26 protein-coding genes and 1 tRNA gene are annotated in these 23,290 nt (G+C 48.3%); 11 read left to right on the top strand and 16 right to left on the bottom strand.

Features of this window, described 5'->3' with window-relative positions; translation table 11 throughout:
- Window positions 1–78 precede the first annotated feature (78 nt).
- Together H6G50_RS24275 and H6G50_RS19470 are read right to left on the bottom strand one after the other, a co-directional pair.
- Window positions 79–222 carry a type II toxin-antitoxin system HicA family toxin gene (locus H6G50_RS24275; RefSeq protein ID WP_242032905.1) on the bottom strand — a complete coding sequence of 48 codons (144 nt, stop codon included), beginning with the start codon at window positions 220–222 and terminating at the stop codon, window positions 79–81.
- A complete protein-coding gene (locus tag H6G50_RS19470) occupies window positions 215–424 on the bottom strand; it encodes a type II toxin-antitoxin system HicB family antitoxin (protein WP_190720043.1) in 210 nt (69 codons plus the stop codon). The genes H6G50_RS24275 and H6G50_RS19470 overlap by 8 nt, the downstream gene beginning before the upstream one ends.
- A 120-nt stretch (window positions 425–544) precedes the next feature.
- Here H6G50_RS19470 and H6G50_RS19465 point away from each other — a divergent pair, with 120 nt between their 5' ends.
- On the top strand, window positions 545–2,164 hold the full coding sequence (locus H6G50_RS19465; protein ID WP_190720040.1) for an Hsp70 family protein: 1,620 nt from the start codon (window positions 545–547) through the stop codon (window positions 2,162–2,164).
- A 38-nt stretch (window positions 2,165–2,202) separates the two neighbouring features.
- Window positions 2,203–3,144 carry a hypothetical protein gene (locus H6G50_RS19460; RefSeq protein WP_190720038.1) on the top strand — a complete coding sequence of 314 codons (942 nt, stop codon included), beginning with the start codon at window positions 2,203–2,205 and terminating at the stop codon, window positions 3,142–3,144.
- 89 nt (window positions 3,145–3,233) lie between these two features.
- Here the strand turns inward: H6G50_RS19460 and H6G50_RS19455 are convergent, their stop codons facing one another.
- Window positions 3,234–3,515: a YiaA/YiaB family inner membrane protein gene (locus H6G50_RS19455; protein WP_190720035.1), complete on the bottom strand. Its 282-nt coding sequence runs from the start codon at window positions 3,513–3,515 to the stop codon at window positions 3,234–3,236.
- 423 nt (window positions 3,516–3,938) lie between these two features.
- Between H6G50_RS19455 and H6G50_RS19450 the strand changes: the two genes are divergently transcribed.
- On the top strand, window positions 3,939–5,402 hold the full coding sequence (locus H6G50_RS19450; protein WP_347239968.1) for an efflux RND transporter periplasmic adaptor subunit: 1,464 nt from the start codon (window positions 3,939–3,941) through the stop codon (window positions 5,400–5,402).
- Between the two features lie 256 nt (window positions 5,403–5,658).
- Here H6G50_RS19450 and H6G50_RS19445 read toward each other — a convergent pair whose 3' ends face one another.
- Together H6G50_RS19445 and H6G50_RS19440 are read right to left on the bottom strand one after the other, a co-directional pair.
- Window positions 5,659–5,880: a type II toxin-antitoxin system Phd/YefM family antitoxin gene (locus tag H6G50_RS19445; RefSeq protein WP_190720033.1), complete on the bottom strand. Its 222-nt coding sequence runs from the start codon at window positions 5,878–5,880 to the stop codon at window positions 5,659–5,661.
- Complete coding sequence (locus tag H6G50_RS19440; RefSeq protein WP_190720030.1) at window positions 5,877–6,257, bottom strand: type II toxin-antitoxin system VapC family toxin; 381 nt, start codon at window positions 6,255–6,257, stop codon at window positions 5,877–5,879. Before H6G50_RS19440 ends, H6G50_RS19445 begins: the two co-directional genes overlap by 4 nt.
- Before the next feature lie 155 nt (window positions 6,258–6,412).
- Between H6G50_RS19440 and H6G50_RS19435 the strand changes: the two genes are divergently transcribed.
- From H6G50_RS19435 to H6G50_RS19425, 3 genes are all read left to right on the top strand, one after another.
- Window positions 6,413–9,529: an efflux RND transporter permease subunit gene (locus H6G50_RS19435; protein ID WP_190720027.1), complete on the top strand. Its 3,117-nt coding sequence runs from the start codon at window positions 6,413–6,415 to the stop codon at window positions 9,527–9,529.
- A 68-nt stretch (window positions 9,530–9,597) separates the two neighbouring features.
- Window positions 9,598–10,011: a XisH family protein gene (locus H6G50_RS19430; protein WP_199303251.1), complete on the top strand. Its 414-nt coding sequence runs from the start codon at window positions 9,598–9,600 to the stop codon at window positions 10,009–10,011.
- Entirely contained in the window at window positions 9,999–10,334 is a 336-nt protein-coding gene (locus tag H6G50_RS19425) for a XisI protein (protein WP_190720024.1), read from the top strand. The genes H6G50_RS19430 and H6G50_RS19425 overlap by 13 nt, the downstream gene beginning before the upstream one ends.
- Window positions 10,335–10,374: 40 nt before the next feature.
- On the opposite strand, the gene H6G50_RS19420 is transcribed toward H6G50_RS19425, so the two are convergent.
- A complete protein-coding gene (locus H6G50_RS19420) occupies window positions 10,375–10,650 on the bottom strand; it encodes a hypothetical protein (RefSeq protein WP_190720021.1) in 276 nt (91 codons plus the stop codon).
- 332 nt (window positions 10,651–10,982) lie between these two features.
- Between H6G50_RS19420 and H6G50_RS19415 the strand changes: the two genes are divergently transcribed.
- The 5 genes from H6G50_RS19415 (at window position 10,983) to H6G50_RS19395 (ending at window position 14,562) form a co-directional block, all read left to right on the top strand.
- Complete coding sequence (locus H6G50_RS19415) at window positions 10,983–11,846, top strand: class I SAM-dependent methyltransferase (RefSeq protein ID WP_190720019.1); 864 nt, start codon at window positions 10,983–10,985, stop codon at window positions 11,844–11,846.
- A 13-nt stretch (window positions 11,847–11,859) separates the two neighbouring features.
- Window positions 11,860–12,567 carry an HAD family phosphatase gene (locus H6G50_RS19410; protein WP_190720016.1) on the top strand — a complete coding sequence of 236 codons (708 nt, stop codon included), beginning with the start codon at window positions 11,860–11,862 and terminating at the stop codon, window positions 12,565–12,567.
- A gap of 53 nt (window positions 12,568–12,620) precedes the next feature.
- A tRNA-Ala gene (locus H6G50_RS19405) sits at window positions 12,621–12,693 on the top strand.
- Between the two features lie 240 nt (window positions 12,694–12,933).
- Entirely contained in the window at window positions 12,934–13,347 is a 414-nt protein-coding gene (locus H6G50_RS19400) for a hypothetical protein (RefSeq protein WP_190720013.1), read from the top strand.
- A gap of 9 nt (window positions 13,348–13,356) precedes the next feature.
- Entirely contained in the window at window positions 13,357–14,562 is a 1,206-nt protein-coding gene (locus tag H6G50_RS19395) for a DUF6575 domain-containing protein (RefSeq protein WP_190720010.1), read from the top strand.
- A 243-nt stretch (window positions 14,563–14,805) separates the two neighbouring features.
- Here the strand turns inward: H6G50_RS19395 and H6G50_RS19390 are convergent, their stop codons facing one another.
- The 10 genes from H6G50_RS19390 to H6G50_RS19345 all read right to left on the bottom strand — a co-directional run bounded on the left by H6G50_RS19390 (window position 14,806) and on the right by H6G50_RS19345 (window position 22,832).
- On the bottom strand, window positions 14,806–15,753 hold the full coding sequence (locus H6G50_RS19390; RefSeq protein ID WP_190720007.1) for a F0F1 ATP synthase subunit gamma: 948 nt from the start codon (window positions 15,751–15,753) through the stop codon (window positions 14,806–14,808).
- A gap of 98 nt (window positions 15,754–15,851) precedes the next feature.
- On the bottom strand, window positions 15,852–17,369 hold the full coding sequence (gene atpA / locus H6G50_RS19385) for a F0F1 ATP synthase subunit alpha (protein WP_190720005.1): 1,518 nt from the start codon (window positions 17,367–17,369) through the stop codon (window positions 15,852–15,854).
- A 75-nt stretch (window positions 17,370–17,444) separates the two neighbouring features.
- Complete coding sequence (atpH, locus tag H6G50_RS19380; RefSeq protein ID WP_190720002.1) at window positions 17,445–18,002, bottom strand: ATP synthase F1 subunit delta; 558 nt, start codon at window positions 18,000–18,002, stop codon at window positions 17,445–17,447.
- 8 nt (window positions 18,003–18,010) lie between these two features.
- Window positions 18,011–18,526 carry a F0F1 ATP synthase subunit B gene (locus H6G50_RS19375; RefSeq protein WP_190719999.1) on the bottom strand — a complete coding sequence of 172 codons (516 nt, stop codon included), beginning with the start codon at window positions 18,524–18,526 and terminating at the stop codon, window positions 18,011–18,013.
- 38 nt (window positions 18,527–18,564) lie between these two features.
- Window positions 18,565–18,999 (bottom strand): F0F1 ATP synthase subunit B', encoded by a 435-nt coding sequence (locus H6G50_RS19370; protein WP_190719995.1) that lies wholly within the window; start codon window positions 18,997–18,999, stop codon window positions 18,565–18,567.
- A gap of 85 nt (window positions 19,000–19,084) precedes the next feature.
- The gene (gene atpE / locus H6G50_RS19365; protein WP_190719993.1) at window positions 19,085–19,330 is read right to left on the bottom strand and encodes an ATP synthase F0 subunit C; all 246 of its coding nucleotides are present in this window, start codon (window positions 19,328–19,330) and stop codon (window positions 19,085–19,087) included.
- Window positions 19,331–19,587: 257 nt separating this feature from the next.
- Entirely contained in the window at window positions 19,588–20,340 is a 753-nt protein-coding gene (atpB, locus tag H6G50_RS19360) for a F0F1 ATP synthase subunit A (protein ID WP_190719990.1), read from the bottom strand.
- Window positions 20,341–20,404: 64 nt separating this feature from the next.
- A complete protein-coding gene (locus H6G50_RS19355) occupies window positions 20,405–20,845 on the bottom strand; it encodes an ATP synthase subunit I (protein WP_190719987.1) in 441 nt (146 codons plus the stop codon).
- Between the two features lie 114 nt (window positions 20,846–20,959).
- On the bottom strand, window positions 20,960–22,159 hold the full coding sequence (locus H6G50_RS19350) for a class I SAM-dependent methyltransferase (protein WP_190719985.1): 1,200 nt from the start codon (window positions 22,157–22,159) through the stop codon (window positions 20,960–20,962).
- Between the two features lie 136 nt (window positions 22,160–22,295).
- On the bottom strand, window positions 22,296–22,832 hold the full coding sequence (locus H6G50_RS19345) for a phycobiliprotein lyase (protein ID WP_190719982.1): 537 nt from the start codon (window positions 22,830–22,832) through the stop codon (window positions 22,296–22,298).
- Window positions 22,833–23,290 lie beyond the last annotated feature (458 nt).

The raw sequence follows: 23,290 nt of genomic DNA, 5'->3' as shown, positions 1-23,290 counted from the left end.
ACCCCACTGACAGACAATCGATAAACTCTTCAACTGTAACTTTGGCTTGTTTGAGAATGCAACTCAATGTTACAACTTTCAATTATTGAGGTAAGAAAATAACGCAGCCAACCGTACCTTGTTCATAACAACATGACTTCCCGTTTGACGAATCTGCTTGAATCCTAAATTTTCGAGTGCGCGAATCGCTTCTTTGCTTGAAATTCGCGGCAGCTTAGGCATAACTAACCTCAATGCTAGTCAGAAATCGCGGTGAAGTTGCTGGTACGGGAAATTCTTCTAAATAGAGTCGCGTTGCCTCTTTTAACCCTGTTATTGCCTCCTCTATCGTTTCGCCTTGGTCAATCGTTCCGACTTCAGGACATTCTGCAATATAAGTATCGTCTTCTTTATAGACTATGACTGTAAAACTTCTAGTTTTCATTTTCCAGGATTTTTTTACTGATTTCGCTCGCTCGCTCTCATCATTGGGTTTCATTTTAGCAAACTTACCTGCGCGATCGCTTAAAATAGATTGCTGCACTCAACCCCGCCCTTAAAGTCAATGTCTCAACCTACCACCTCAGCTTACGCGATCGATTTTGGCACGAGCAATACCGTTGTCGCCCGTTGGAATGCGGCGACGCAATCCGCCGAAACGGTAAGTTTGCCGGGACTTTCGCAGCAAATGAGCGAAAATCCGCCGCTGGTTCCGAGTTTGGTTTACGTTGAAGATGCGAAAGCGGGTAAAATTATTGCCGGACAGGAAGTTCGCGATCGCGGCTTCGATTTAACTTCCGATTCGCGATTTTGGCGCGGTTTCAAGCGGGGAATTGGCGCGCCGATTCCCGGTTTTTTGCCGGAGTTAGAGGGTGTAACTGTTGGTTTTGAGCAAGTTGGAGAATGGTTTTTAACCCGCATCATCGAACAATTGCTAGAAAGGGAACCGGCAGGAATTGAATCGCTCGTTTTAACAGTGCCGGTTGATAGTTTTGATATATATCGCAATTGGTTGAGCGGCGTTTGTAAAAATCTTTCTATCCCTCAAATTCGCCTTATAGACGAACCGACCGCAGCAGCCCTCGGTTACGAGGTAGCGGATAATAATGTTTTATTAGCGATCGATTTTGGCGGTGGGACGATCGATTTGTCGCTTGTACGTTTAGATTTGGGACAGGCGAACACCGCTCAGCCGCTCGGATTTATTCTCAAATGGGGTGAAAAATCTTTGGGAGAAAGTTCCGCTCAAAAAGTGAAGACGGCTAAAGTTTTGGCAAAAGTAGGGCAGTATTTAGGGGGTGCGGATATTGATAACTGGTTGGTCGATTATTTTGCCGAAGAACAGGGCGTACCGAAATCATCTTTAATTGCACGACTGGCAGAACGGTTAAAAATTCAACTTTCGACGCAATGGGAAGCAACGGAGGTTTATTTTAACGATGAAACCTTAGAAAGTTACGAATTAAGTTTAGAGCGAGAGCGCTTTGAAGAAATTCTCGATCGCCACCAATTTTTTCAGCAGTTAGACGATTTAATGGTGAAATTATTGCAACAAGGACGATTGCAAGGTATTGATGTTACCGATATCGAAACCGTGTTGTTAGTAGGAGGCAGCACGCAAATTCCTGCTGTCGGAAGTTGGGTAGAAAAATATTTCGATAGTCGCAATATTAAAGCGCACAAACCTTTTGAAGCGATCGCGTCTGGCGCGTTACAATTAGCGCGCGGCGTTGAAGTGAAAGACTTTTTATACCACAGTTACGGGATTCGCTACTGGAATCGTCGTGAAAATCGTCACGCTTGGCATCCAATTATTAAGGCAGGTCAAGCTTATCCAAGCAGCGCGCCGGTAGAATTACGATTGGGCGCATCGACGGACAATCAACCCAAAATCGAACTGATTATCGGCGAGTTAGGGGCAGAAACGGGCGCAACGGAGGTATACTTTGAGGGCGATCGCTTAGTGACGCGATCGCTCGGTAGCGGCGAAACGAGCGTGCGCGTGCTGAACGATACTGAAGAGGGCAGAACTATCGCCACTCTAAATCCGCCGGGATTTCCGGGCAGCGATCGCGTTAAACTCTTATTTTCAGTCGATTCGCAGCGATGTCTGCGGTTAACGGTGGAAGATTTGCTCGCTAATGAGACTTTAATGAGCGATCGCATCGTTGCAGAGTTGAGCTAGACTGAAACTTGCCGATCGCTAAACTGACTTCAATCATCATGTTTGCTCGACTTTCCGGGGTTACAATTGCATCGCTTTGGCTTGCTATGGCTGGCGTTCCCGCACGCAGCGCGATCGTATTCTATCCTCATCATATTAACTCCGCGCCCCCGCAGGGATCCGCTTTGCGGATCGCCCAAACTCCCACAACCCCGGAAGCGCCTAAATCTCCTGAATCGGAAACCCCTACACCCCCAGAAGCGCCTAAACCTCCCGAATCGGAAACCCCTACACCCCCCGAAGCGCCTAAACCTCCCGAATCGGAAACCCCTACACCTCCAGAAGCGCCTAAACCTCCTGAATCGGAAACCCCTACACCCCCAGAAGCGCCTAAACCTCCCGAATCGGAAACCCCTGCACCTCCAGAAGCGCCTAAACCTCCCGAATCGGAAACCCCTACACCCCCAGAAGCGCCTAAACCTCCCGAATCGGAAACCCCTACACCCCCAGAAGCGCCTAAACCTCCCGAATCGGCAGTCAGTCCCGGCAATTGGCAAGCATTTACCGCACCTCAAGGACGCTTCAGTATTGATTTTCCTGGAGTTCCTAACGAACAAGTCGAACCAGCAGATGTAGCAACGCGGCGATTAGAAACAGGAGCTTACATTTGGGAGTCTACCAACAGTCCGCTAGGATATGGTGCGTTTTATAAAGTTTTTAATGGTACGCCTACGAACGAACAAGCCAGAACTTTTCTCGATCGCTTTTTAGAAGATTTTGTCGCCAATGGAGTCGTTAGCGGTAAATTACTGAGCAATCGCGCGATCGCAATTAATAATTACCTCGGCAGAGAAATCGAAGTTGAAGGGGCTGAAGGGTATATTAAAGCCAGAATGTATTTAGTCGAAAATCGCCTTTATTTATTAACCGCCGTCGCTCCGAGTAAAACAACTTATCCGCAAGATGGCGATCGTTTCTTCGATTCCTTTAAGTTACGTTAATTGTTTTAAAATGGAGCAAAATAAGTAAGGGCGTAGTTGTGCTACACCCTTACAAAAAAAAGTTCAATTTTTTTTCCTCCAACAAAGATTTAACGCAAAGGACTGTGATCGTTGAGAATTTTTTCAACGCGGGCTTCTTCAATTTTAGAAACAATCTTTTTACCTTCGTGAATATCGCGTGTCGTCTTCGCTAAACTCATCGTCGAACCTACCGTAAATACCAACCCCATTCCCATATACCCTTTCGTCCAATTATCAACGGGCAAATAAACAATACCGATGCCCATTGCAGTAATAGAAATAATAAAAGATGCCCACGTTTGGAGAATCCAAGCGCTACTATGATCTTGAGAAGTAACTGATTTTTGCATTTCCCTTCATCTCCCCGTAAAAACTTGTCTCTTTTCAATTACAATCGTAACGAGATGCTCTTAAGAATCCCAAGGAAAATGGTGACAGTTTCTCGATTGGGTGGGAACAGAAGAACCCTCGTCTGCGTCTAAAGAATCAACGCTACATCCTCGAAGCATTGAATTAACAAGTCTTTTGGGTGAGTGCTGCCCCTCCGAACGCCTCCCCCTGCAACAACATTGGTTTGTGCCACACTAAAAACTGGTCTAATTTCTGCGATATGGGGGTTGACTTTATCAGTGGAGTGTGCATGAACAGAAAAACGCGAGAGGTAGACTGCTGCGTCATTTTTTTAAGTATTATTAAGACATAAAGAAATAAGTCTTAAAACTTTTAACTAACTGTTACATAACCCCGCTCCTATAGCACCCATAGAGAAAATCGTGGATTTCAACGCCCCAGAAAGAAAATCGACTCAAAACGGTAATGGCGCAACCAAGCTCGAAAATCGAGCGCTTAGCATCGAGCTTCAGCCCTTGCCGTCCTTCGTTCCAGAGTCGCCAAAACCCGCAAAACTTCCTTGGTATGCGGGCAGTCGTGGCATTTTACTAGGAATGCTACTCGGAGTCGGGCTAGCCTTCGGCGGCAGTCAACTCCTCGCCAAACGAGAAACAGCACCAAAAACGGTAACTCCCGCCCCTGCCACTCAAAAATCCCAAGCCCCCGCCCAAAGCGTTACTATCGCCGAAGTTAAACTCGCCTCCGTCAGCCGCACCTTAGCAGCTACGGGAACCGTCGCCGCCTTCGAGTTGTTACCCGTGATGGCACAAGCGACTGGATTGAAGATCGAACAAGTTTTAGTGGCGGAAGGCGATTTCGTTCAACGGGGACAAACTTTGGTACGCCTCAACAATGCAACCTTGCAAGCACAACTGACGCAAGCGCAAGCAGGAGTTGCCCAAGCGGAAGCGCGGGTTGCCGAACTGCGGGCGGGGAGTCGCAATGAGGAAGTAGCGCGGGCGCGAGAGGGCGTTCGCAGCGCCGAAGCGGGCGTGACGCAAGCCGAGTCGGATTTAAATTTAGCGCAGCAAAGAGCGCAGCGCAACCGCTTTTTGCAAGGAGAAGGAGCGATCGCGCGCGATCGCCTCGATGAAGTCCTTAACATCGAACGCAACGCCCAAGCTGCCCTCGCCCAAGCCCGCGCCCGCCTCCAGGAAGCGCGCCAGCAACTCGTTCAAGTCGAATCCGGGGCGCGCCCGGAAACCATCGCCCAAGCCGAAGCGCAACTCGCCCAAGCTAAAGGACAAGTGCAACTCGTCACCAGTCAACTTAACGAAACTCGCGTCGTCGCGCCCGCCAGCGGCAAAATCGCCACGCGCGGCGCTTATGTGGGAGATCTCACTTCTTCCTCTAAAAAGCTGTTCGAGATGATTCAAAACGGACGCTTGGAAGTGCAACTCAAGGTTCCCGAAACGCAACTCGCGCAAATCCGCCCCGGACAAAGCGTGCAACTTTCCTCCGATGCGGATAGTAAATTGAAGTTTAACGGGACGGTGCGCGAAATCGATCCCACCATCGATCCGCAATCGCGCCAAGCCACGGTTAAAGTGGACCTGGCTGATGCGCCCGGTTTGAAACCCGGAATGTTTTTGCGCGCCGCGATCGTGACTTCTGCGGCGACAGGGCTTACTGCACCCACGGCTGCAATTTTGCCGCAATCCGATGGCAGCGCGATCTCGTATGTCGTTCAACCGGATAATACCGTGAAGGCGAAAACTGTAAAGGCGGGCAAAATCCTTCCCAACGGACAGGTAGAGATTGAAAGTGGTTTAAGTTCGGGCGATCGCGTCGTTCTTAAAGGTGCGGCGTATTTGAAAGAAGGCGATCGGGTGGAAATTAAAAATTAAGCACTCAGGCAAAATTATTTACACATCGCCATAAGCCAAAAGCTAGGAAATTCAAGGGTTTCAGGATTTGCAAGTTATACCAGATTGATATGAAGCTGCATAGAATGAAAAGTAGGGTGTGTTAGCGAAGCGTAACGCACCGATTATCCTGAGAATTTAGGAGGGTTGATTCTAGGCAGCGCAATCTTAAATTGGTATTAGTAATTTATTTTGCTTAAATACTTAGCGCTTTCAATTAATAGCAAACCGTCACAAACTAAAACCTGGCTCGACTTTCTCGAATGGCTTCTAATATATCTGCCTTATTAATGGGAAGTTTCAGGCTTCTTACCTCAAAGGGCGATGATTTAATAGGTTGCTCCGGACGAATAATGAATACGCGCCCATCTCGAGATCTGAGTTTGACTTGACCTTCACTTAAGGCTCTTTCTAATAAAGATGAAAGTCGTTCTTGCGCTTGAAAATAAGAGTAGATCATGACGGCTCCACCTCAATGACTTGAATCCCCTCACGTTTAGCAATCTCAACCAGATTTTTGTCTAATGATATTAGTGGTAAACGATGTTCGATAGCGCATTGAAGGATATACGCATCATAAGCATAAATATTAAACTTTGCTGCTAATCGGACTGCCTCTTTTAAGTCAATCTCTACGATCTCCAACGGAATTTCTTGATAAACCTCTATGGCTTCAATAGCTTGTTGCAGATCGATGCGCGAACGTTTAAGCATCGCTGAAAAAGCATTACCAACTTCCCAATCAATTGAAGCTGGCGCAACGACTATCGCATCTTTCGTCATCTCAATTAACTTGGCTTTTTCGGCATCATTAGTAAATGTAGGGTGAATGACCATTCGTCTTTGCGAGGGTTAAGTTACGGCGAAGCTTGACTTTTTGGGTAAAATGCGCTCATCCAGAACTGCGCTATTACATCGCCAGTCGCCCTCAATTTTAAGTATTATTAAGAAAATCTGACAACCTCGAGTCTGCCCTACCGCAACCCCTCCCCATGTCCTTCCACGTTTCCTCCTGGTCGATTAAAAACCCCGTCCCCACGATTGTCTTATTCCTGATTCTCAGCATCGTCGGTTTCTTTTCCTTCCGTTCGATGGGAATCGATCAGCAGCCTAACATCGATATTTCTGCGGTTCAGGTGACGATCGCGCAACCCGGTGCGGGGCCGCAAGAACTCGAAACTCAAGTCACGAAAAAGGTTGAAGATGCCGTTGCCGGACTGGGAAATATTGAAGATATTTCTTCAACTGTCAGCGACGGACGCTCGACTACCGTTATTAATTTTACCCTAGGAACGGATAGCAACGAAGCGACAAACGACGTGCGGAATTCAATCAGTCAAATTCGCACTTCTCTGCCCCAAGATATTAACGAACCCATCGTTCAACGCCTCGAATTTGCATCGGGTTCAATTATGACTTATGCGGTACAAAGCGAGAAGCGATCGCTCGAAGAATTAAGCGATTTAGTCGATCGCACGATCGCGCGTTCCCTCCTCACCGTTAAAGGCGTTGCCCAAGTCGAACGAGTCGGCGGCGTTGACCGAGAAATTCGTGTCGATCTCGATCCGGCGCGCCTCCAAGCCTACGGGATTACGGCAACCCAAGTCAACGACCAAATTCGCGCCTTCAACGTTAACCTTCCCGGCGGACGGGCGGAAATTGGGGGCAGCGAACAGAATGTGCGAACCTTGGGTAGCGCGAAAACCCTCGAGGATTTGCAGGGGTATTTAATTAAGTTACCGAACGGCGATACGGTTCCCCTCACCAGTTTGGGGAAAGTTGAGGATGGTTCGGCAGATGCGCGTCAGGCCGCTTTTTTGAACGGTAAGCCGGTGGTGGGTTTTTCGGTATTGCGGAGTCAGGGCAGCACTTTGGTGACGGTGGCGGATGGCGTAACGGCGGCGGTGGAGGAGTTGAAGAAGACACTACCGCAGGATGTGAAGTTGGAGTTAACCTTTACCCGCGCGACGGCGATTCGCGAGACGTATAAAGCAACTATTGATTCAATTTGGATTGGCTGTCTTTTAACTGTCATTGTTGTCGGTGTCTTTTTGTTGGAATGGCGCGTAACGTTGATTACCGCCTTAGCGCTTCCGCTGTCGATGATTCCTACCTTTCTGGTGATGAAGACGTTGGGCTATACCCTCAATGGGATGACGCTGTTGGGTTTGGCGTTAGCGATTGGGAATTTGGTGGACGACGCGATTTGTATGGTGGAAAATATCGACCAACACGCGCAAATGGGTAAGAGTCCTTATCGGGCGGCGTGGGATGCGGCGCGCGAGATTGGCTTAGCAGTAGTGGCGACAACGGCGACGATTGTGGCGGTATTTCTGCCGGTGGCGTTTATGGGCGGCGTTCCGGGGCAGTTTTTTCAGCCGTTTGGAGTAACGGTGGCCGTTTCGACGATGTTTTCAACCTTGGTGGCGACGACAGTTACGCCGATGTTGAGTGCCTATTGGTTGAAACCGAAGAAGGAAGCACAGAATCGCGGGGAAGAAGAGTTTGCCACGAGTTACCAGCATTCGCATATTCGCAGGTCTGGGCCGTATCGTACTGTTTTAACTTGGGCTTTGCGGCATCGGATTGTAACGTTGTTAATCGCGATCGCGTTTTTTATCGGCAGTTTGCAACTGATCCCTTTTATCCCGAAAGGGTTATTTAATTCCGGCGATACGGGCGTGAGTACGGTAATGGTGGAATTACCCCCGGGATCGACGTTGGACGAAACAACGGAAGTGATGCAGGAACTCAATCGCAAGCTGCAAGCCAATCCAGCCGTCGATCGCGTCCTTGCCCGCGCGACCAGCGTCAATGCGGCTTCGGTATTCGTTAACCTCGTTCCTAAAGAACAACGCATCCATCAGCGCGAGTTTGAAAAGCAGATGCGAACGGAGTTTGCCAGCATTCCCGGCGCGCGTCTTGCCTTTCGCAGCGGCGGCGGCGGGGGTAGCGCCAAAGATGTTACCCTCGTCCTTAAAGGCGAGAACCCGGAATCTTTGCGTCAAACCTCCGATGCGTTGGAAAAACAAATGCGGGAAATTCCTGGCTTAGTCGAAGTCAGTTCGAGTTTGAGTTTGGTGAAACCGGAAATCGTGATTACGCCGGATCCACAACGGGCGGCAGATTTAGGCGTATCGGTACAAGCGATCGCGCGGACAGCTTCCCTTGCCCTCATCGGCGATAGCGACTCGAACCTCGCCAAGTTTAATTTGAGCGATCGCCAAATCCCAATTCGCATCAAAATCGCTACGAACGAACGGGAAAAACTGGAAACGCTGGAAAACTTGCGCGTTCCCGGCGCGAACGGTAGCCTCGTTCCCATTAGCGCCGTCGCAGATATCCGTTTGGGCAGCGGTCCCGCTGAAATTAAACGCTTCAACCGCAGCCGCCAAGTCACCTTAGAAGGCAACCTCGACGGACTCTCCCTGGGCAGCGCAATGAGTCAAATTCGCGCGCTTCCGGCGATGAAATCCCTCCCAGCGGATGTTTCTGAGGAGTCGGCGGGCGATGCGAAGATCATGCGCGATGTTTTCACCCGCTTCGGAACGGCGTTAGGATTTGCGATTATCTCAATCTATGCAATCCTCGTGCTACTCTACAACAATTTCCTCTATCCTTTGGCGATTTTGTCGGCGTTACCGCTATCGGTGGGCGGGGCATTATTGGGGCTAATGGTGGCGCAAAAAGAACTCGCGTTATTTGCCTTAATTGGCATCGTTTTATTGATGGGATTGGTGACGAAAAACGCGATTTTACTCGTGGATTTTGCCCTCGCCGCCGAACAGGAAGGAATGCCGCAGTTTAAGGCAGTGGTACAGGCAGGCGTTTCGCGTTTGCGCCCGATTCTAATGACTTCTCTTTCTACCGTTGCGGGGATGGTTCCCATTGCTTTGGAAATCGGCGCGGATGGCGAAGTGCGATCGCCGATGGCAATTGCGGTGATTGGTGGGTTTAGTACCTCAACCCTGTTAACGTTGATTGTGGTTCCGGTACTGTTTACTTACATCGATAACTTCGTACATTGGCTGGGGCGGAAATTAGGCGATCGCCAACAGCAGGAAGAACGGGCGGCGCGCGAGGAGAATGGCGAAGTTAAAACGCGATAGCGATCGCGAGCGTTTCAGTCGGGGATTTTCGAGCTTTAATTGTAAAGGGCGACGTTGAAATCGAGATAATGGCTAAAGATGTCTACCACGACACGGTTAAAAAGGCTTTAGAAAAAGATGGATGGACAATTACAGATGAATTATTTCGATTGACAATTGGCTCTCGTTCGGTATACATCGATTTCAGTGCAGAAAAGTTCATCGTTGCCGAACGAGAGGGACGTAAAATTGCAGTTGAAGTCAAGAGCTTTTTGAACCCCTCTCCTGTTAATGACTTAGAAAATGCCCTAGGTCAATATATTTTGTACAGAGATGGTCTCAAACGTTCTCAACCCGATCGCGTTCTCTATTTGGCAATTCCTGCTGAAGTTTATCTCGATTTTTTTCAAGAAGAAATTGCACAAATGGTGATTGAGGAGCAACACTTAAAATTAATTACATTTAACGCCAAAACCGCAGAGGTTGCAGAATGGATAGAGTAGAAGAATATCGAAACATTCTTTATAAAATCCTAGAAGCCCATCATCGCATTCCCTTCGGACATGGCGAAATAGAGAGCAAATTTATTGTAGACCGCGATCGCAATAATTTCGTCCTTATGAATGCCGGGTGGGATGGAGATCGCCGCATTCATGGTTGTGTCGTCCATGTCGAAATTATTGAGGGTAAAATTTGGATTCACCGCGATGGAATTGAAGATGGGATTACCGATGAACTCGTAGCGGCAGGGGTTCCTAAAGAGAACATTATTTTAGCTTTTCATCCGCCTTATATGCGCCAACATACGGGTTACGGCATTAGCTAATAGACATCTCCAGAAACCCCGATTTTTGTACAGCGACGCGCTAACGGCTAACCTTGGGAAGATGGGCGCAGTAGCGATTATCGACAACTTCGGAACGAATTTGCACGGGTTGCTGCCCGGAAGAGGTGGAAGAAGCTTGCATTTGGGGCTGAAAGGCTATCTTCTGGCAAACCCGTTGATTGCTGCCGAGATTGGCGTAACCCCAATTGTAAACATCCGCAACGGGAACCGCAGCATCCGCAGGCGTTAACAGCAGCGAATTGAGGAGTAGGGCGAGGGCTAAGCCCATCACGGCAAAAAGAACCTTTCTGAACATAGCGACTTATCAAAAATACTGCGAATAGAGATGCGTTGTTACTGATGAACGAACTGCGAACCGTTAGAGCGCAACACTTCAGAAGCGTGAAACTCTACTGTTAGAGTAAACACTTTTTAGTTCTTAGCGATCGCTAAATTTGGGACATTTCAACGGCAGTCAGCCGCAAACGGCAATGCCTACCCTCCCCCTGAAATCCTCTTAGCCGAGCAATGCGCAACTTAAGCTTTTTGTCAAGCTTATCTAACATTAACCGTCTCTTGAGGTGGCGCTGTAGCTCGTGAAAAACTAAAATGCTTAAAGATGTAAATTCTTTTACCCGATCGCACGCTATGCCCGTTCGTAAAGATACCCTGTGGGAAAGCTTTCTTAAGCCTATTGTCCTCTCCTTCCTCGACCAAGAAGAATTGCGGCGATTCTACCAGAGTAAAGACTGGGAAGCCGAGAGCGATCGCTTCTGTCAACCCAACCTCACCTATCCTGAATATTATCGCTCCCAAAACTTCCACGGTATCGAAGGCGGTTACTTAAATTCCGGTGCTGCGGTATCTTACGATCCCATCACTCAGTACGCACTGCCCCCTAACGAAACCTGGATTCGCCAAGACGCGATTAACAGCATCGGCGGCGAACCCCGACGCATTCTCGATCTCGGTTGCGGTACGGGTTCTACCACTCTCCTACTCGAAAAAGCCTTCCCCCGCGCTGAAATTATCGGATTGGACTTATCGCCCTATATGCTGGTTATGGCAGCCCATAAAGCTGCCGTCGCCGGTTCAAAAATCCACTGGCAGCACGGACTCGCTGAAGCCACCGGATTTGCCGATGCGTCCTTCGATCTCGTCACCGCCTCCTTACTTTTCCACGAAACCCCAGAACGCATCTCTCGTGAGATTTTACGAGAAGCATTCCGACTGCTGAAACCGAACGGACAAGTGTTGATTCTCGATGGCAACCAAAAGCTATTGCGTCATAGCGATTGGCTGACAAATGTTTTCGAGGAACCGTATATTAAAGAATACGCTCGGGGAAGTGTCGATGCTTGGATGGGCGCGATCGGATTTGAAGCCGTACAAACCCAAGATATCTGGTTAGTTCATCAAGCCTCGCGGGGAATCAAGCCCCTCGCAAGGACGACTTTTTCAACGATCGGCGATGCGTTTCCCGAAGCAATAGAAGGTTTTGCGCCTGCATAAGCAGCGATCTGGAATGACTTTAAAAGCGGTTTTATTTGATTTCAATGGGGTCATTATTAATGACGAAGCCATTCACGCGGAGTTAATTAGTGAAATCTTGTTGGGGGAAAATTTACGCATTCTGCCCCGCAATTATAGAGAATCCTGCTTGGGTCAGAGCGATCGCGCCTGCTTGACCAATCTCCTTGCCTTACAAGGGCGCGTTGCCGACGATAAAACCCTCAAACGCCTGATCGACCTCAAAACCTCATTATATCGGCAGCGCCTCGAAAGCCTGGAAACGCTGCCGATTTATCCCGTCGCCGACTGCCTCCAACAATTGCAACAAGCGGGGTTAAAGATCGGTTTAGTGACGGGTGCAGTTCGCTCCGAAGCCGCTTGGGTACTCGATCGCGCCGGTCTAGCTTCTTACTTTAGCATCATTGTCGGCGGCGACGAAATTAAGCGCAGCAAACCCGATCCTTACGGCTATCTCCTCGCCGTCGAACGCCTCAACCGCGCTTTTCCCGCCCTCGCCCTCGAACCGGCAAATTGCTTGGCGATTGAAGATACCTTCGCCGGACTGCAAGCCGCAAAAAGCGCCGGAATGCAAGCGGTAGGCATTGCCAATACTTACCCGTTTCATATGCTGCAACGGTGCAGCAATTGGACGATCGATTCCCTAGCCGATCTCGAACTCGATCGCATCCAAGACGTATTTGCTCGCTCTGGGGCAATATAAGTGCTAAAATAGAGGATGCTGGACTTTTTGAATCGGTACTCGGTTCGGAGCCTGGGGGATTAGCTCAGTTGGTAGAGCGCTGCGATCGCACCGCAGAGGTCAGGGATTCGAGTTCCCTATCCTCCATATATTGTTGTCGATTGACACATTATTTGTCATATTACTACTGGTAAAGTTTTAGTTATAGCGCTAACCAACTTGCTTAACACATTATCAAAGCCGAGAGAGACAAATGGCTTTAAGTACCTCGTCCTAACTTCAGGAGCTACGGCTATCAAATATGGCAATAGGGAATCGCTTATTTTAGTTTAACTGTAACAATTGTTTAAGTGTTAATATTGTTTTATATCCACAAAACAAAGGATAATGTATTCAAAACACTTTCCCGATGACTGTCCTCCATCGCAATCTGATATTGCATCGGGAGAGTTTTACAGGTTTATTAACAAGGCTCATGAAACACCCCAACCAAAAGATTTCTTATCTTGGCGACAAGAAAATCCAAAGAAGGAATGCCCTACGAGTATTCCCGAATGTCAAGCCTATGGTTTATCAATTCATTCATCATTGGATGATGCAAAAAATCTATCTATGAGAATTCCGCGTTTTAAAAAGATGAAAATAGCTAAGGGTAGTTTGAGCGAAGAAATGGGAAGAATACAACATACTCCCTCAAAGAATGAAAAATCACATCATACTTGGTGGATACCAGAGAATACAAAACCTTATAAGGTGTTTGAGATAATCGATCTAAAACAAGAAGATTCTAATAAAACATAAGTTATAAACATGAGCTTTTTGCCGGAACGAACAATATTAGGACAGATTGATATTATAGAAGTCTACGACTTTTATGACAAGCCAGTATTGTTTTCCTGTAAAAACAAATCTGGATTGATTTTTATTGTAATTTGTGTAGATAGTTCTGATGTTTCTGAGATATGGTTATATGCTCCCATGTCTTCATCTAGATTTCAAAACGTAGTTCGGGGTAAAGTTGAGCTTAGAGATATATTTAACAATACAGAAGATGGTTTTGTATATTATGTAAAAATTCCTCACGAAGAAGGGACAAACGTTGTTGTAGAAACTGTTAATTGCAATGAAATTCCAGATGAATATTTGCCAGAATTAGGGCAAGTTATTCAATCTGAAGATAATTGCGAGCGTAATAATCTTGAAACGGTTTCCATTCAAAAAAGAAGGGAAATAATTGATTTTACTTTACATTTTCCCGAAGAAGAAATTACAGAAGCTCCTGTCGGTAATTTGGGGTTAATTTTATCTTCATTACAAGAAACAATTGATGCTATCGGTCAAATCAAGCTAGGAAAATCAGAAAGCCATATCATACCACATGAAGTAAAGCAAAAGACTCAAGTTGTGATGTCTGGTGTATTTAGTGGCTCATTTGGAATGCGCCTGGAAGGAACTGTATATGAAGAAGATAGTTTAGGTTTAGGAGAGTCTTTCTTAGGGCAATGCTTAAAAGAATTTATCGAGTTAATAAATCTTGGGGCAAATACAGAAGAATTGCCAGCTAAATTAAATGTATTAAAAAAGAAAACAGCTTTTAAATATACGGAGTTTTTAACAGCTTTAACTAAAATTGGCATCAGTAAATTACACATAGATTGGGCTTCTCCTGGTCAAAAGGTACAAATGGGAGAAATAGAACAAGAAACTGTATTTGAAGTTCTTGATGTTATCAAGAATACTAAGTTAAGAGCAGAAACAGAAATTTGTGTAAATGTAAAATTGACTCATATTAATTATAGTAGGAAAATATTGACTTTACAAGAAGTCGGCTCTAAGAAAAAATACAAATGCTTTATAGCAGATTCAGCTATGAAAGATGTAGAAACTATTAGTAAAAGTGTGGTTTATGTAGCTACTATTCAAGAGTATTCAATTGTATCTACTGTTCTGAATAAGGAAAAGCACGAGTATGAATTATTAAGTTTAAAGTTAGCAGCAAAATCAGAAAGTCTATAAGCTTGAGATAATTAGGTTATTGCGTCAAATAATTATTCATGCTGCAATTTCCTGTTTAGCAACGTGAGTTCGATGACATCGAGCGCCTATGGAGGCGCGAAGCTGTGCACGTGGACCCTAGCGTAAGTTCGATAGACGAGAAATTAACAAGCCGATCGCAACAAAAAACTCTCCCTTAAAATAAAAGGAAGAGTTTTAAAAACGAATATTTCTCTGATCGAACCCAAGACTCGCGAACATTAATTACAGCGCGTTAGCACCGGCAACCACTTCGAGCAGTTCTTGAGTAATCGCAGCCTGACGGGCTTTGTTGTAAGATAGCGTGAGGTTCGAGGCGAGATCGCTGGCGTTATCGCTGGCGTTGCTCATCGCCGTCATCCGCGCTGCCAATTCGCTAGCTGCCGACTCTTGTAAGGCGCGCAGCAATTGGTTGTTCAAATACAACGGCAGGAGCGCATCGAGAATTTGCGCCGGATCTTGCTCGAAAATCGTGTCTTTGGGGAAAGGTTGAATCGGTTTTGCTGCGACTTTCTCCCGGGTGACTTGAAATTCGCCGCCGCGCGTGGTGAGGCGGAAAATTTCGTCATCCATAACTTCTAAACCTTGGGTAGTTAAAGGTAACAGGGTTTGAATGACGGGGCGAGAACTAATTAAGGAAACGAATTTGGTGTAAATCAGTTCGACGCGATCGACAGTTTCCGATAGAAATGCCGATAAAAGTACGTCGGCAATTTCTGCGGCTTCTTCCGATTTAGGAATTTGCTCGAGGTTGGTGTATTTGTCCAAAATCGGGGCATTGCGACGCTCGAAGTGCTGAACGGCTTTGCGTCCGATGAGGATATACTGATAGGCGATTCCTTCGGCTTCGAGTTCTCTGGCGCGGATTTCGGCGCGTTTAATAACGTTGCCATTGTAACCGCCGCAGAGACCGCGATCGCCCGACACTACTAACAGCCCGACAGTACGCACCGGACGCTGCGAGAGTAACGGCAAAGATACATCTTCAAATTGCAAGCGGTTTTGCAAATTGTAGAGGACTTCGGCCAAGCGATCGGCAAAAGGACGAGTCGCAATCACTTGTTCTTGGGCGCGACGCACCTTGGCCGCTGCCACCAGGCGCATGGCTTCTGTAATTTTTTGGGTATTCTTGACCGACTGAATGCGATCGCGAATCGCTTTAAGATTGGGCATCTTTCGGATTTTAAATTTAAAAGTTCGGCTTTTAGCTAAAAGTAGGGCAATCGGACCTTAATTCAATCGCTCCGATTGCCGTTACTTCCGATTTTCCTTTACGCAGAAGCGGCAAAGGTTTTCTTGTACTCGTTGATCGAGTCTTTCAGCATTGCTTCGGCTTCGTCGTTCAGTTTCTTCTCAGCGCCGACGCTTTCACCGTACTTGGGCTTGCTGGTTTGCAGGTACTCGCGCAGTCCGGCAGCAAAGTCCGTGACTTTATCAACCTCGATATCATCGAGATAGCCGTTCAAACCCGCATACACCAGCGCCACCTGTTCGGCAACGGATAAGGGGCTGTATTGGGGCTGTTTGAGAACTTGGCGCAAGCGCTGTCCGCGCGACAGTTGCGATTGGGTGGCTGCGTCTAAATCAGAAGCGAATTGCGAGAACGCTTCAATTTCAGCGAACTGCGCCAATTCTAACTTCAACTTCCCGGCCACTTGTTTCATTGCCTTGGTTTGAGCGGCCGAACCCACGCGGGATACAGAAATCCCTGCGTTAATCGCGGGGCGGAAACCGGCGTTAAACAAGTCGGAAGAAAGGAAGATTTGACCGTCAGTAATCGAAATGACGTTGGTGGGAATGTAAGCCGAAACGTCACCGGCTTGGGTTTCGATAATCGGCAGCGCCGTCATGCTACCGCCGCCCAGTTCGTCGTTGAGTTTGGCGGCGCGCTCCAGCAAGCGGGAGTGGAGGTAGAATACGTCGCCGGGATAAGCTTCGCGTCCGGGGGGACGGCGCAGCAACAGCGACATTTGACGGTAGGCTTGCGCTTGCTTGGAAAGATCGTCGTAAATTACGAGGGTGGCTTTGCCTTTGTACATGAAGTATTCGGCTAAAGCGGCTCCGGTGTAAGGCGCGAGGTATTGCAGCGTAGCGGGGTCGTTGGCGTTAGCCGCGACGACGATGGTATAGTCGAGCGCGCCGCGTTCTTCGAGTACGCCGACGACTTGGGCGACGGTAGAAGCTTTCTGACCGATCGCGACGTAAACGCAAATTACATCTTCGCTCTTTTGGTTCAGGATCGTATCGACAGCAACGGCGGTTTTTCCGGTTTGACGGTCGCCGATGATTAACTCGCGCTGTCCGCGACCGATGGGAATCATTGCGTCGATTGCCGTAATCCCGGTTTGCATCGGTTCGCATACGGAACGACGGGCGATAATCCCGGGCGCGCCGGATTCAAGCAGGCGGCTGTCGCTGGCGGTAATGTCGCCTTTGCCGTCGATGGGACGGGCGAGGGCATCGACGACGCGACCGACAAAGGCATCGCCGACGGGAATGGATGCGATTTTGCCGGTGGCTGTAACGCTGCTGCCTTCTTGAATGCCGAAGCCTTCGCCCATCAACACCGCACCGACGTTATCTTCTTCTAGGTTCAGCGCGATACCGATGGTGCCGTCTTCAAATTCGAGCAGTTCGCTGGACATGGCCTTGTCGAGGCCGTAAATGCGTGCGATGCCGTCGCCGACTTGCAGCACTGTTCCAACGTTGGCAACTTTTACGTCTTGTTCGTAGGATTCAATTTGTTGACGAATAATGCTACTAATTTCGTCCGGTCTGATACTAACCATAGATCGATTGTGGATTGTGGATTGTGGATTTTAAGATTGCGAGTTTTGCTGAAAAAACTTGACAATTTTTTGCGTTTATGCGTTGCCCTTTAAGCGTTGGGTCATCTGCCGCAGTTGTCCTCGGACGCTAGCATCCACGACTTGAGAGCCAACTTTGATGATGACCCCACCGATTAAATCGGGATCGACCGCTGTCTTAATTTCAACCGAGTCGGTACCCGCCATTGTTTTGACGCGATCGATAATTTGCTGCTTTTGCTCTTCGGACAGTTCTTTAGCCGCTGTTACTTCAGCCAGAGCGGTTTTGTTTAATTCTCGCAATAAGGCGAGGAATTGCTCCAGAATCTTATCGACGAGCGCGACGCGACGTTTATCGACGAGCAACATTAAAAAGTTACTCAGGTAAGGATTGCTTCCTTCTCCTAATACCCGGCGCAGTACGGCTTTTTTGGCTTCCGCATCGACGACGGGATTGGCGACAAAATCGCGCAATTCCGGCGATTCTTCCATCAGGGCGACCAAACCGCGTATCTGTTCGCCTAAAGCATCCGTGGAATTGGTCGATTGCGCGACATCCATCAGCGCGCGAGCGTAAGGCTCGGCAATTTCGCTGCTCAATAAACTCCCTTTCATACGACCTCCTAGTTACCGAATTGGGCGATACTGCGGTCGATGAGTTGGCTTTGGGCGGAGTCATCGAGAACTTCTTGCAGTCGGGCTTCGACGCGCTCGAGGGCGAGGGCGGTAACGCGATCGCGCAATTCTGCGATCGCGCGGTCTTGTTCGGTTTGCGTGTCCCGTGCCGCACCGCTTTTCAATCGCTCGATTTCAGCTTTGCCTTGGGCCAACACTTTATCCTTAGCCGCTTTAGCCGTTTCTTCGGCAGCTTTGCGAATATTTTCGGCTTCAGCTTGGGCCCGCGCTAGCTTCTGTTGAGCGTCGGCTAAAGAAGCTGCCGCATCGGAGGCGCGCCCTTCAGCTTCTTTAATTTCTCCTTCGATCCTCGCGCGTCGTTCGTCGAGCGCTTTGCTGATAAATTTAGGACCGAAGTACAGCAATAACCCGACTAAAATTCCCAGGTTAATCAGGTTAGTTTCAAAAATGTTAAAGTTGAGACCCCACCCCCCTTCATGGGCAAGGTATAAAATATTACTCATCGATCCCCACTTAGTTTATTTACGGTCATACCGAGGGGTTAGCGGTTTGCTAACTCCGGTCCCACGAGCTTTTCGAGAATCTGACGGCTGAGAGCATCAACTTGTGCTTCCAGCGCCCCAAACGCTTGGTCTTTTTGAGCGGCAATGTCCCGGGCGATTTTTTCCCGTTCGGCTTGCAACTCTTTCTGAGCGGCTTGCGTTTGCTCGGTGACGATCTTTTGTGCGTCAGCTTGGGCGTTGGCGACGATCTCTTGCGCTCTGCGACGAACGTCCACTAATTCTTGCTCGTACTGCTTCTCTAGAGCTTTCGCTTTCTCTAAGCGCTCGCGCGCCGAAGCGTTTTCTTTACGGATGTATTCGGCTCGTTCGTCTAGGACTTTACCCAAGGGCTTGTAAAAGAGGGCATTGAGAATTACGACGAGGAGCAAAAATTGCACTGCCATCACCGGCAGCGTTGCGTCAAAATCAAACATTTATTTCACAAATCCATCTTTGGACTCGACATCTTTGTAGAGTCACGAGCGATCGCGACTCTACAATGGTTAGCGTTGAGAAACCTTACGAGAAGGGGTTAGCAAATAACAGCACCAGGGCGATGACCAAGCCGTAAATGGTTAAGGATTCCATGAAGGCGAGGGTTAACAGCAGCGTTCCGCGAATTTTGCCTTCTGCTTCGGGTTGGCGAGCAATCCCGGCGACAGCTTGACCGGAAGCGTTACCTTGACCGATGCCAGGGCCGATAGCAGCTAAACCAATTGCTAATGCGGCGGCGATTACTGAAGCGGCAGCAACTGTAGGATTCATATTGCGTCTTTACCTTTGAGATTACAGAACTAAAGTTGAGTGGTTTAAAAAAATTGCCTTTTCGGACAATTTATTGAGTTTGGGGAGTCTTTATTAACTCCCAAAGTGCGAGGGCGGTTCTCGCAAGCCGGGATGCGTTATCGGGCGGCTGATTTCAACTGGCAATTTTGCCGTTTGAATTCTAGCGCTCTAGGGTGGCTCAACTCCTAAAGGTAGGAACTTTAGCGCTTCCAGATAACGATTGCTCGGAAGGCGCGTTAGTGTTCTTCTTCGCCGTGTCCTTCCATCGCTTCGTGAATGTAAGCCCCGGCTAAGGTGGCAAACACGAGCGCTTGGATGGCACTGGTAAATAATCCCAAAGCCATGAGCGGTAAGGGAATAAATAAAGGCACGAGGAACACCAGCACCGCTACCACCAATTCGTCCGCAAGAATGTTACCGAATAGACGGAAACTTAGGGAGAGGGGTTTGGTAAAATCTTCCAAGATTTTAATCGGCAGGAGGACCGGAATGGGTTCGATGTAGCTGGCGAAATATCCCAATCCTTTTTTGCTCAGTCCGGCGTAGAAGTACGCTAAGGAGGTGAGCAAGGCTAGCGCTACCGTTGTATTGATATCATTGGTAGGAGCAGCTAATTCTCCTTCGGGAAGCTCGACGAGTTTCCAGGGAATCAGCGCGCCCGACCAGTTCGAGACGAAAATAAATAAAAATAGCGTCCCGATAAAGGGAACCCAAGGGCGATAGTCTTTTTCTCCCAGTTGATTTCGAGCGAGTTCTCGCAAAAATTCGAGGGCGGATTCCATCAGGTTTTGCATTCCCGAGGGGATTCGTTGAATGTTGCGAGTTGCCGCGATCGAGGCGATCGCGAGCAGCCCCATGACGAACCAGGAGACGAGCAAGACCTGCCCGTGAACTCGGAAGTTTCCAATTTCCCAATAAAAATGCTTGCCAACTTCCAAAGAAGCCAGTGGCACTGAATTGAGAAGGTTCAAACTATCTAAAATTTCCATTCCGCGAGATTTACCTCAATCTCCAAATTTTGCGATTCGATCGTTCCCCAACACTGCTCGTTATCTATCTATCATCGGCAGGCAAAATTGCGGTCTGCACGGTATAGACGATAATCGCGGCTTTATAAGTCAGAAACCCTAAAAAGACGGGGATAATATGCAATTGCCCCCAGCGACTGGCGACAATAATTAGGACGCTAAAAAGCGCTAATCCTTTGACTCCTAGGCGCTGTTGGCTCGACCCCAAACGCTCGACATCTCGCGCCAACAGTTTCAAATAAACCACTCCCGTACAGGCTCCTACGAGGTAATTAAACGCAGTGTTGAGGGAGTAAAAGAGCCAGACGGCTATAAAAACGATCGCGGTGACGATCAGAGTGCTTCGCAACAATGTTTGCTGCAATTGATAGAACTCTTCCATCGAGTTTCCTGCGGTGGAGGCCGAAGTATTTTCTCGATCGCTCGTCTGGGGTGTTGGTTCAGTCGATGAGTTAGACGGATTCACGATGCAAAAGCGCGTTTGTCAATCGGATTAATGACTCGATCGCTCGCCAAGCCAAAAGCAATCTTATCACAGTGGCGTGACAATTCTTAAGAATCTCTAAATTTCTCGCCAACTCTAGCAAGCAAGCAGAATCAGTTGTCGCTGTTGCAGCGATCGCGCCCCCTCCAAATCCAAGCCCGTTGCTTCTAACAATTCGCCAACGCTTGCCCCTCGTTCCGGCGCGCAAGCCTCCAGAAAAGCAAACTCAGCTTCAGACAAACTCACAATTTGGTAATTAAAATCAAAAATATTGCGACTCGGCCACCCTTCCAAACAAGGACTGCGTTCTGGAATCGCTCGCCGCAGCGCTTCGTCGTCGGACCAATCGCTAATCTCTAAAGGCGGACGCGCTAAGAAAAACTCGTAATGGGCGACGCTCGGATCCAGCAGTTCGACGAGGCGATAGCGATCGCGTTCTCCCAAATGCTCAGATCTGGCCATCAATTCCGCATCTGCCCCAATTAACCGCTCCAACTGCCAAAACTGCGGGTTAGAAAATCCCAAAAATGTCAACCCCGAAGTCTCGATTAGATCGAATAATGTCTCGATGTTGTAATCGATCTCCTGGGGATGGACGTACATATCTGCAAAGGCTTCGTCCCGATGATTCTCTAGCGACCATCGCTCCCGATCTTGCTTGACAATCGGATTATCTTGTGGTAAGGCGCTGAATAAATGACGACCGACTTTCACGCCGTCAGTATAATCGCCGCGCCGATCGCCTTGTAACAGCGCGATCGCTTCCTGCATCAAACGAATTTCTCTGCGTCCCAACTCAGCATAAACAAAAATATGCAGCAAACCGCCGGGAGCGAGCTTAGACGCGATCGCTTGCAACCCCTTAACCGGATTCGGCAGATGGTGCAACACGCCCACGCAATTAATCAGATCGAACTCTCCCGGCAACGCTACCGCCTCTTCCAACGGCATCTGCAAAAACTGTACGGGTTTCTCGCGCCCTTCCAATACCCCAGAACGGCGACAGCGTTCCTGTGCCACTTCCAGCGCCTTCTCGCTCAAATCGATCGCGACGACTTCCGCTTGCGGGTTGAGGTGAATCAAATAATCCGTTCCCGAACCCGTCCCGCACCCCGCATCGAGAATGCGAACCGCCTCCCGCGCCGGTTTGCGTCCGGTACAAAAGTTGTAAGCTGTTTGCCAGTTCCAACGCCAGTTATATCCCGGCGGTGCCTCGTCGGAGAGCGGATCGGGGGGGAAAGGAAAGGTATTGTAGAGTTTGGCAACCGCTTGGCTAATCGCTTGAGAATCAGACATCTAGGTCAAGAGTAAATAGTAAATAGTGAATAGTGAATAGTGAATAGCGAATCGACTGCTTCTGTCAAACAAGCCTAGAATGCGATCTTTTAGCGATTAACAGGCTCTTCTCCACTCGTTACCTCTCCTGATGCCCTTACCCGATCCGCTTTTCTAAGTATTGACCGATGGTTAGCTGTTCTCCCGCGCGGGAAATAATGGTTTGACGGGTACGATACTGTTCTCCAATGAGTTTGAGTTCTTCCTCAAACAAGGAACCTTTGTATTCGGTTCGTAGGGTCATGGTGTCGGCATTGATGAAGGAGAATGTAGCGGTGACGGGTTTGGTTGTGGCAAATCCGCGATCGCGGTATAAAATATTGTCCTTTACGCCAAAGACGGTCGAACCTTTGCTGGGTTTGCGCTGCGTACCGGTATAGTTACTTTCCCAGGTGGTTTTCGCCCCTGCAACAAAGGCTAAATCTTCGAGTTCGTGCAACGCAGCTAACTCGATAAGTTCGGGACTCCCTGCTTCGAGAAAAGAGACGCTTAAGAAGCTTTCAACTTCTTCTACTTTTTCGCTTTGTAGGGTGTAGTAGCGTCGTTGGGATTTCCATTGCCCGTGAGAGCGCTGGAAAAACGCGATCGCTAAAGATTCGGGGGAGACTCGAACGTTAGGGATTAATGCGTTCATAGACTGGAAAACCTCACCGGTCGGGTTTAATGGGTTAGGGCGTACTTTAGTCAAGAGTTAAATACAGAATTTAACCATTCTTAATATTGTAAGCCCAACTTCAGAAAACTGCCCTCTGCGAAAAGACAGAATTTAGGAGCAATAGCACGACAACAGGGTATTCTGTTTCGCATTAATCACTTTCTGAAGTTCTCCAGATTTTGGCAGACTTACCATTATTTTCTGTAAGTATTGCTACCTATTGCGTTCCTGGGTGCAAAGTTCGCGGGAGTTTTATTTTTTTGAAAGGGGAGGGGACAAAAGCGTAAGAACGAGCGGTAAGCAGTTTAAATTGACATCCTCCCCGACCCAAAGGCACGGGGATTCCTAAACCTCACGCGCCCGTCCATATTTTTGAGGAGACCTCAAAAACGAGGACGCTACGACTTAGGTTTCTGCTTCATAGCACCAGCCTTCAC

The sequence above is a fragment of the Oscillatoria sp. FACHB-1406 genome (genome assembly GCF_014698145.1).
Taxonomy (GTDB): domain Bacteria; phylum Cyanobacteriota; class Cyanobacteriia; order Cyanobacteriales; family Spirulinaceae; genus FACHB-1406.
Note: the sequence above shows the minus strand (reverse complement) of the source record. Positions and strands in the feature narration are given on the sequence as shown.

Bases quoted from the DNA above. Each gene is read 5' to 3' on its own strand.
- H6G50_RS24275 (WP_242032905.1), bottom strand. From the start codon at position 222: ATGCCTAAGCTGCCGCGAATTTCAAGCAAAGAAGCGATTCGCGCACTC.
- H6G50_RS19470 (WP_190720043.1), bottom strand. From the start codon at position 424: ATGAAAACTAGAAGTTTTACAGTCATAGTCTATAAAGAAGACGATACT.
- H6G50_RS19465 (WP_190720040.1), top strand. From the start codon at position 545: ATGTCTCAACCTACCACCTCAGCTTACGCGATCGATTTTGGCACGAGC.
- H6G50_RS19460 (WP_190720038.1), top strand. From the start codon at position 2,203: ATGTTTGCTCGACTTTCCGGGGTTACAATTGCATCGCTTTGGCTTGCT.
- H6G50_RS19455 (WP_190720035.1), bottom strand. From the start codon at position 3,515: ATGCAAAAATCAGTTACTTCTCAAGATCATAGTAGCGCTTGGATTCTC.
- H6G50_RS19445 (WP_190720033.1), bottom strand. From the start codon at position 5,880: ATGATCTACTCTTATTTTCAAGCGCAAGAACGACTTTCATCTTTATTA.
- H6G50_RS19440 (WP_190720030.1), bottom strand. From the start codon at position 6,257: ATGGTCATTCACCCTACATTTACTAATGATGCCGAAAAAGCCAAGTTA.
- H6G50_RS19435 (WP_190720027.1), top strand. From the start codon at position 6,413: ATGTCCTTCCACGTTTCCTCCTGGTCGATTAAAAACCCCGTCCCCACG.
- H6G50_RS19430 (WP_199303251.1), top strand. From the start codon at position 9,598: ATGGCTAAAGATGTCTACCACGACACGGTTAAAAAGGCTTTAGAAAAA.
- H6G50_RS19425 (WP_190720024.1), top strand. From the start codon at position 9,999: ATGGATAGAGTAGAAGAATATCGAAACATTCTTTATAAAATCCTAGAA.
- H6G50_RS19420 (WP_190720021.1), bottom strand. From the start codon at position 10,650: ATGTTCAGAAAGGTTCTTTTTGCCGTGATGGGCTTAGCCCTCGCCCTA.
- H6G50_RS19415 (WP_190720019.1), top strand. From the start codon at position 10,983: ATGCCCGTTCGTAAAGATACCCTGTGGGAAAGCTTTCTTAAGCCTATT.
- H6G50_RS19410 (WP_190720016.1), top strand. From the start codon at position 11,860: ATGACTTTAAAAGCGGTTTTATTTGATTTCAATGGGGTCATTATTAAT.
- H6G50_RS19400 (WP_190720013.1), top strand. From the start codon at position 12,934: ATGTATTCAAAACACTTTCCCGATGACTGTCCTCCATCGCAATCTGAT.
- H6G50_RS19395 (WP_190720010.1), top strand. From the start codon at position 13,357: ATGAGCTTTTTGCCGGAACGAACAATATTAGGACAGATTGATATTATA.
- H6G50_RS19390 (WP_190720007.1), bottom strand. From the start codon at position 15,753: ATGCCCAATCTTAAAGCGATTCGCGATCGCATTCAGTCGGTCAAGAAT.
- atpA (WP_190720005.1), bottom strand. From the start codon at position 17,369: ATGGTTAGTATCAGACCGGACGAAATTAGTAGCATTATTCGTCAACAA.
- atpH (WP_190720002.1), bottom strand. From the start codon at position 18,002: ATGAAAGGGAGTTTATTGAGCAGCGAAATTGCCGAGCCTTACGCTCGC.
- H6G50_RS19375 (WP_190719999.1), bottom strand. From the start codon at position 18,526: ATGAGTAATATTTTATACCTTGCCCATGAAGGGGGGTGGGGTCTCAAC.
- H6G50_RS19370 (WP_190719995.1), bottom strand. From the start codon at position 18,999: ATGTTTGATTTTGACGCAACGCTGCCGGTGATGGCAGTGCAATTTTTG.
- atpE (WP_190719993.1), bottom strand. From the start codon at position 19,330: ATGAATCCTACAGTTGCTGCCGCTTCAGTAATCGCCGCCGCATTAGCA.
- atpB (WP_190719990.1), bottom strand. From the start codon at position 20,340: ATGGAAATTTTAGATAGTTTGAACCTTCTCAATTCAGTGCCACTGGCT.
- H6G50_RS19350 (WP_190719985.1), bottom strand. From the start codon at position 22,159: ATGTCTGATTCTCAAGCGATTAGCCAAGCGGTTGCCAAACTCTACAAT.
- H6G50_RS19345 (WP_190719982.1), bottom strand. From the start codon at position 22,832: ATGAACGCATTAATCCCTAACGTTCGAGTCTCCCCCGAATCTTTAGCG.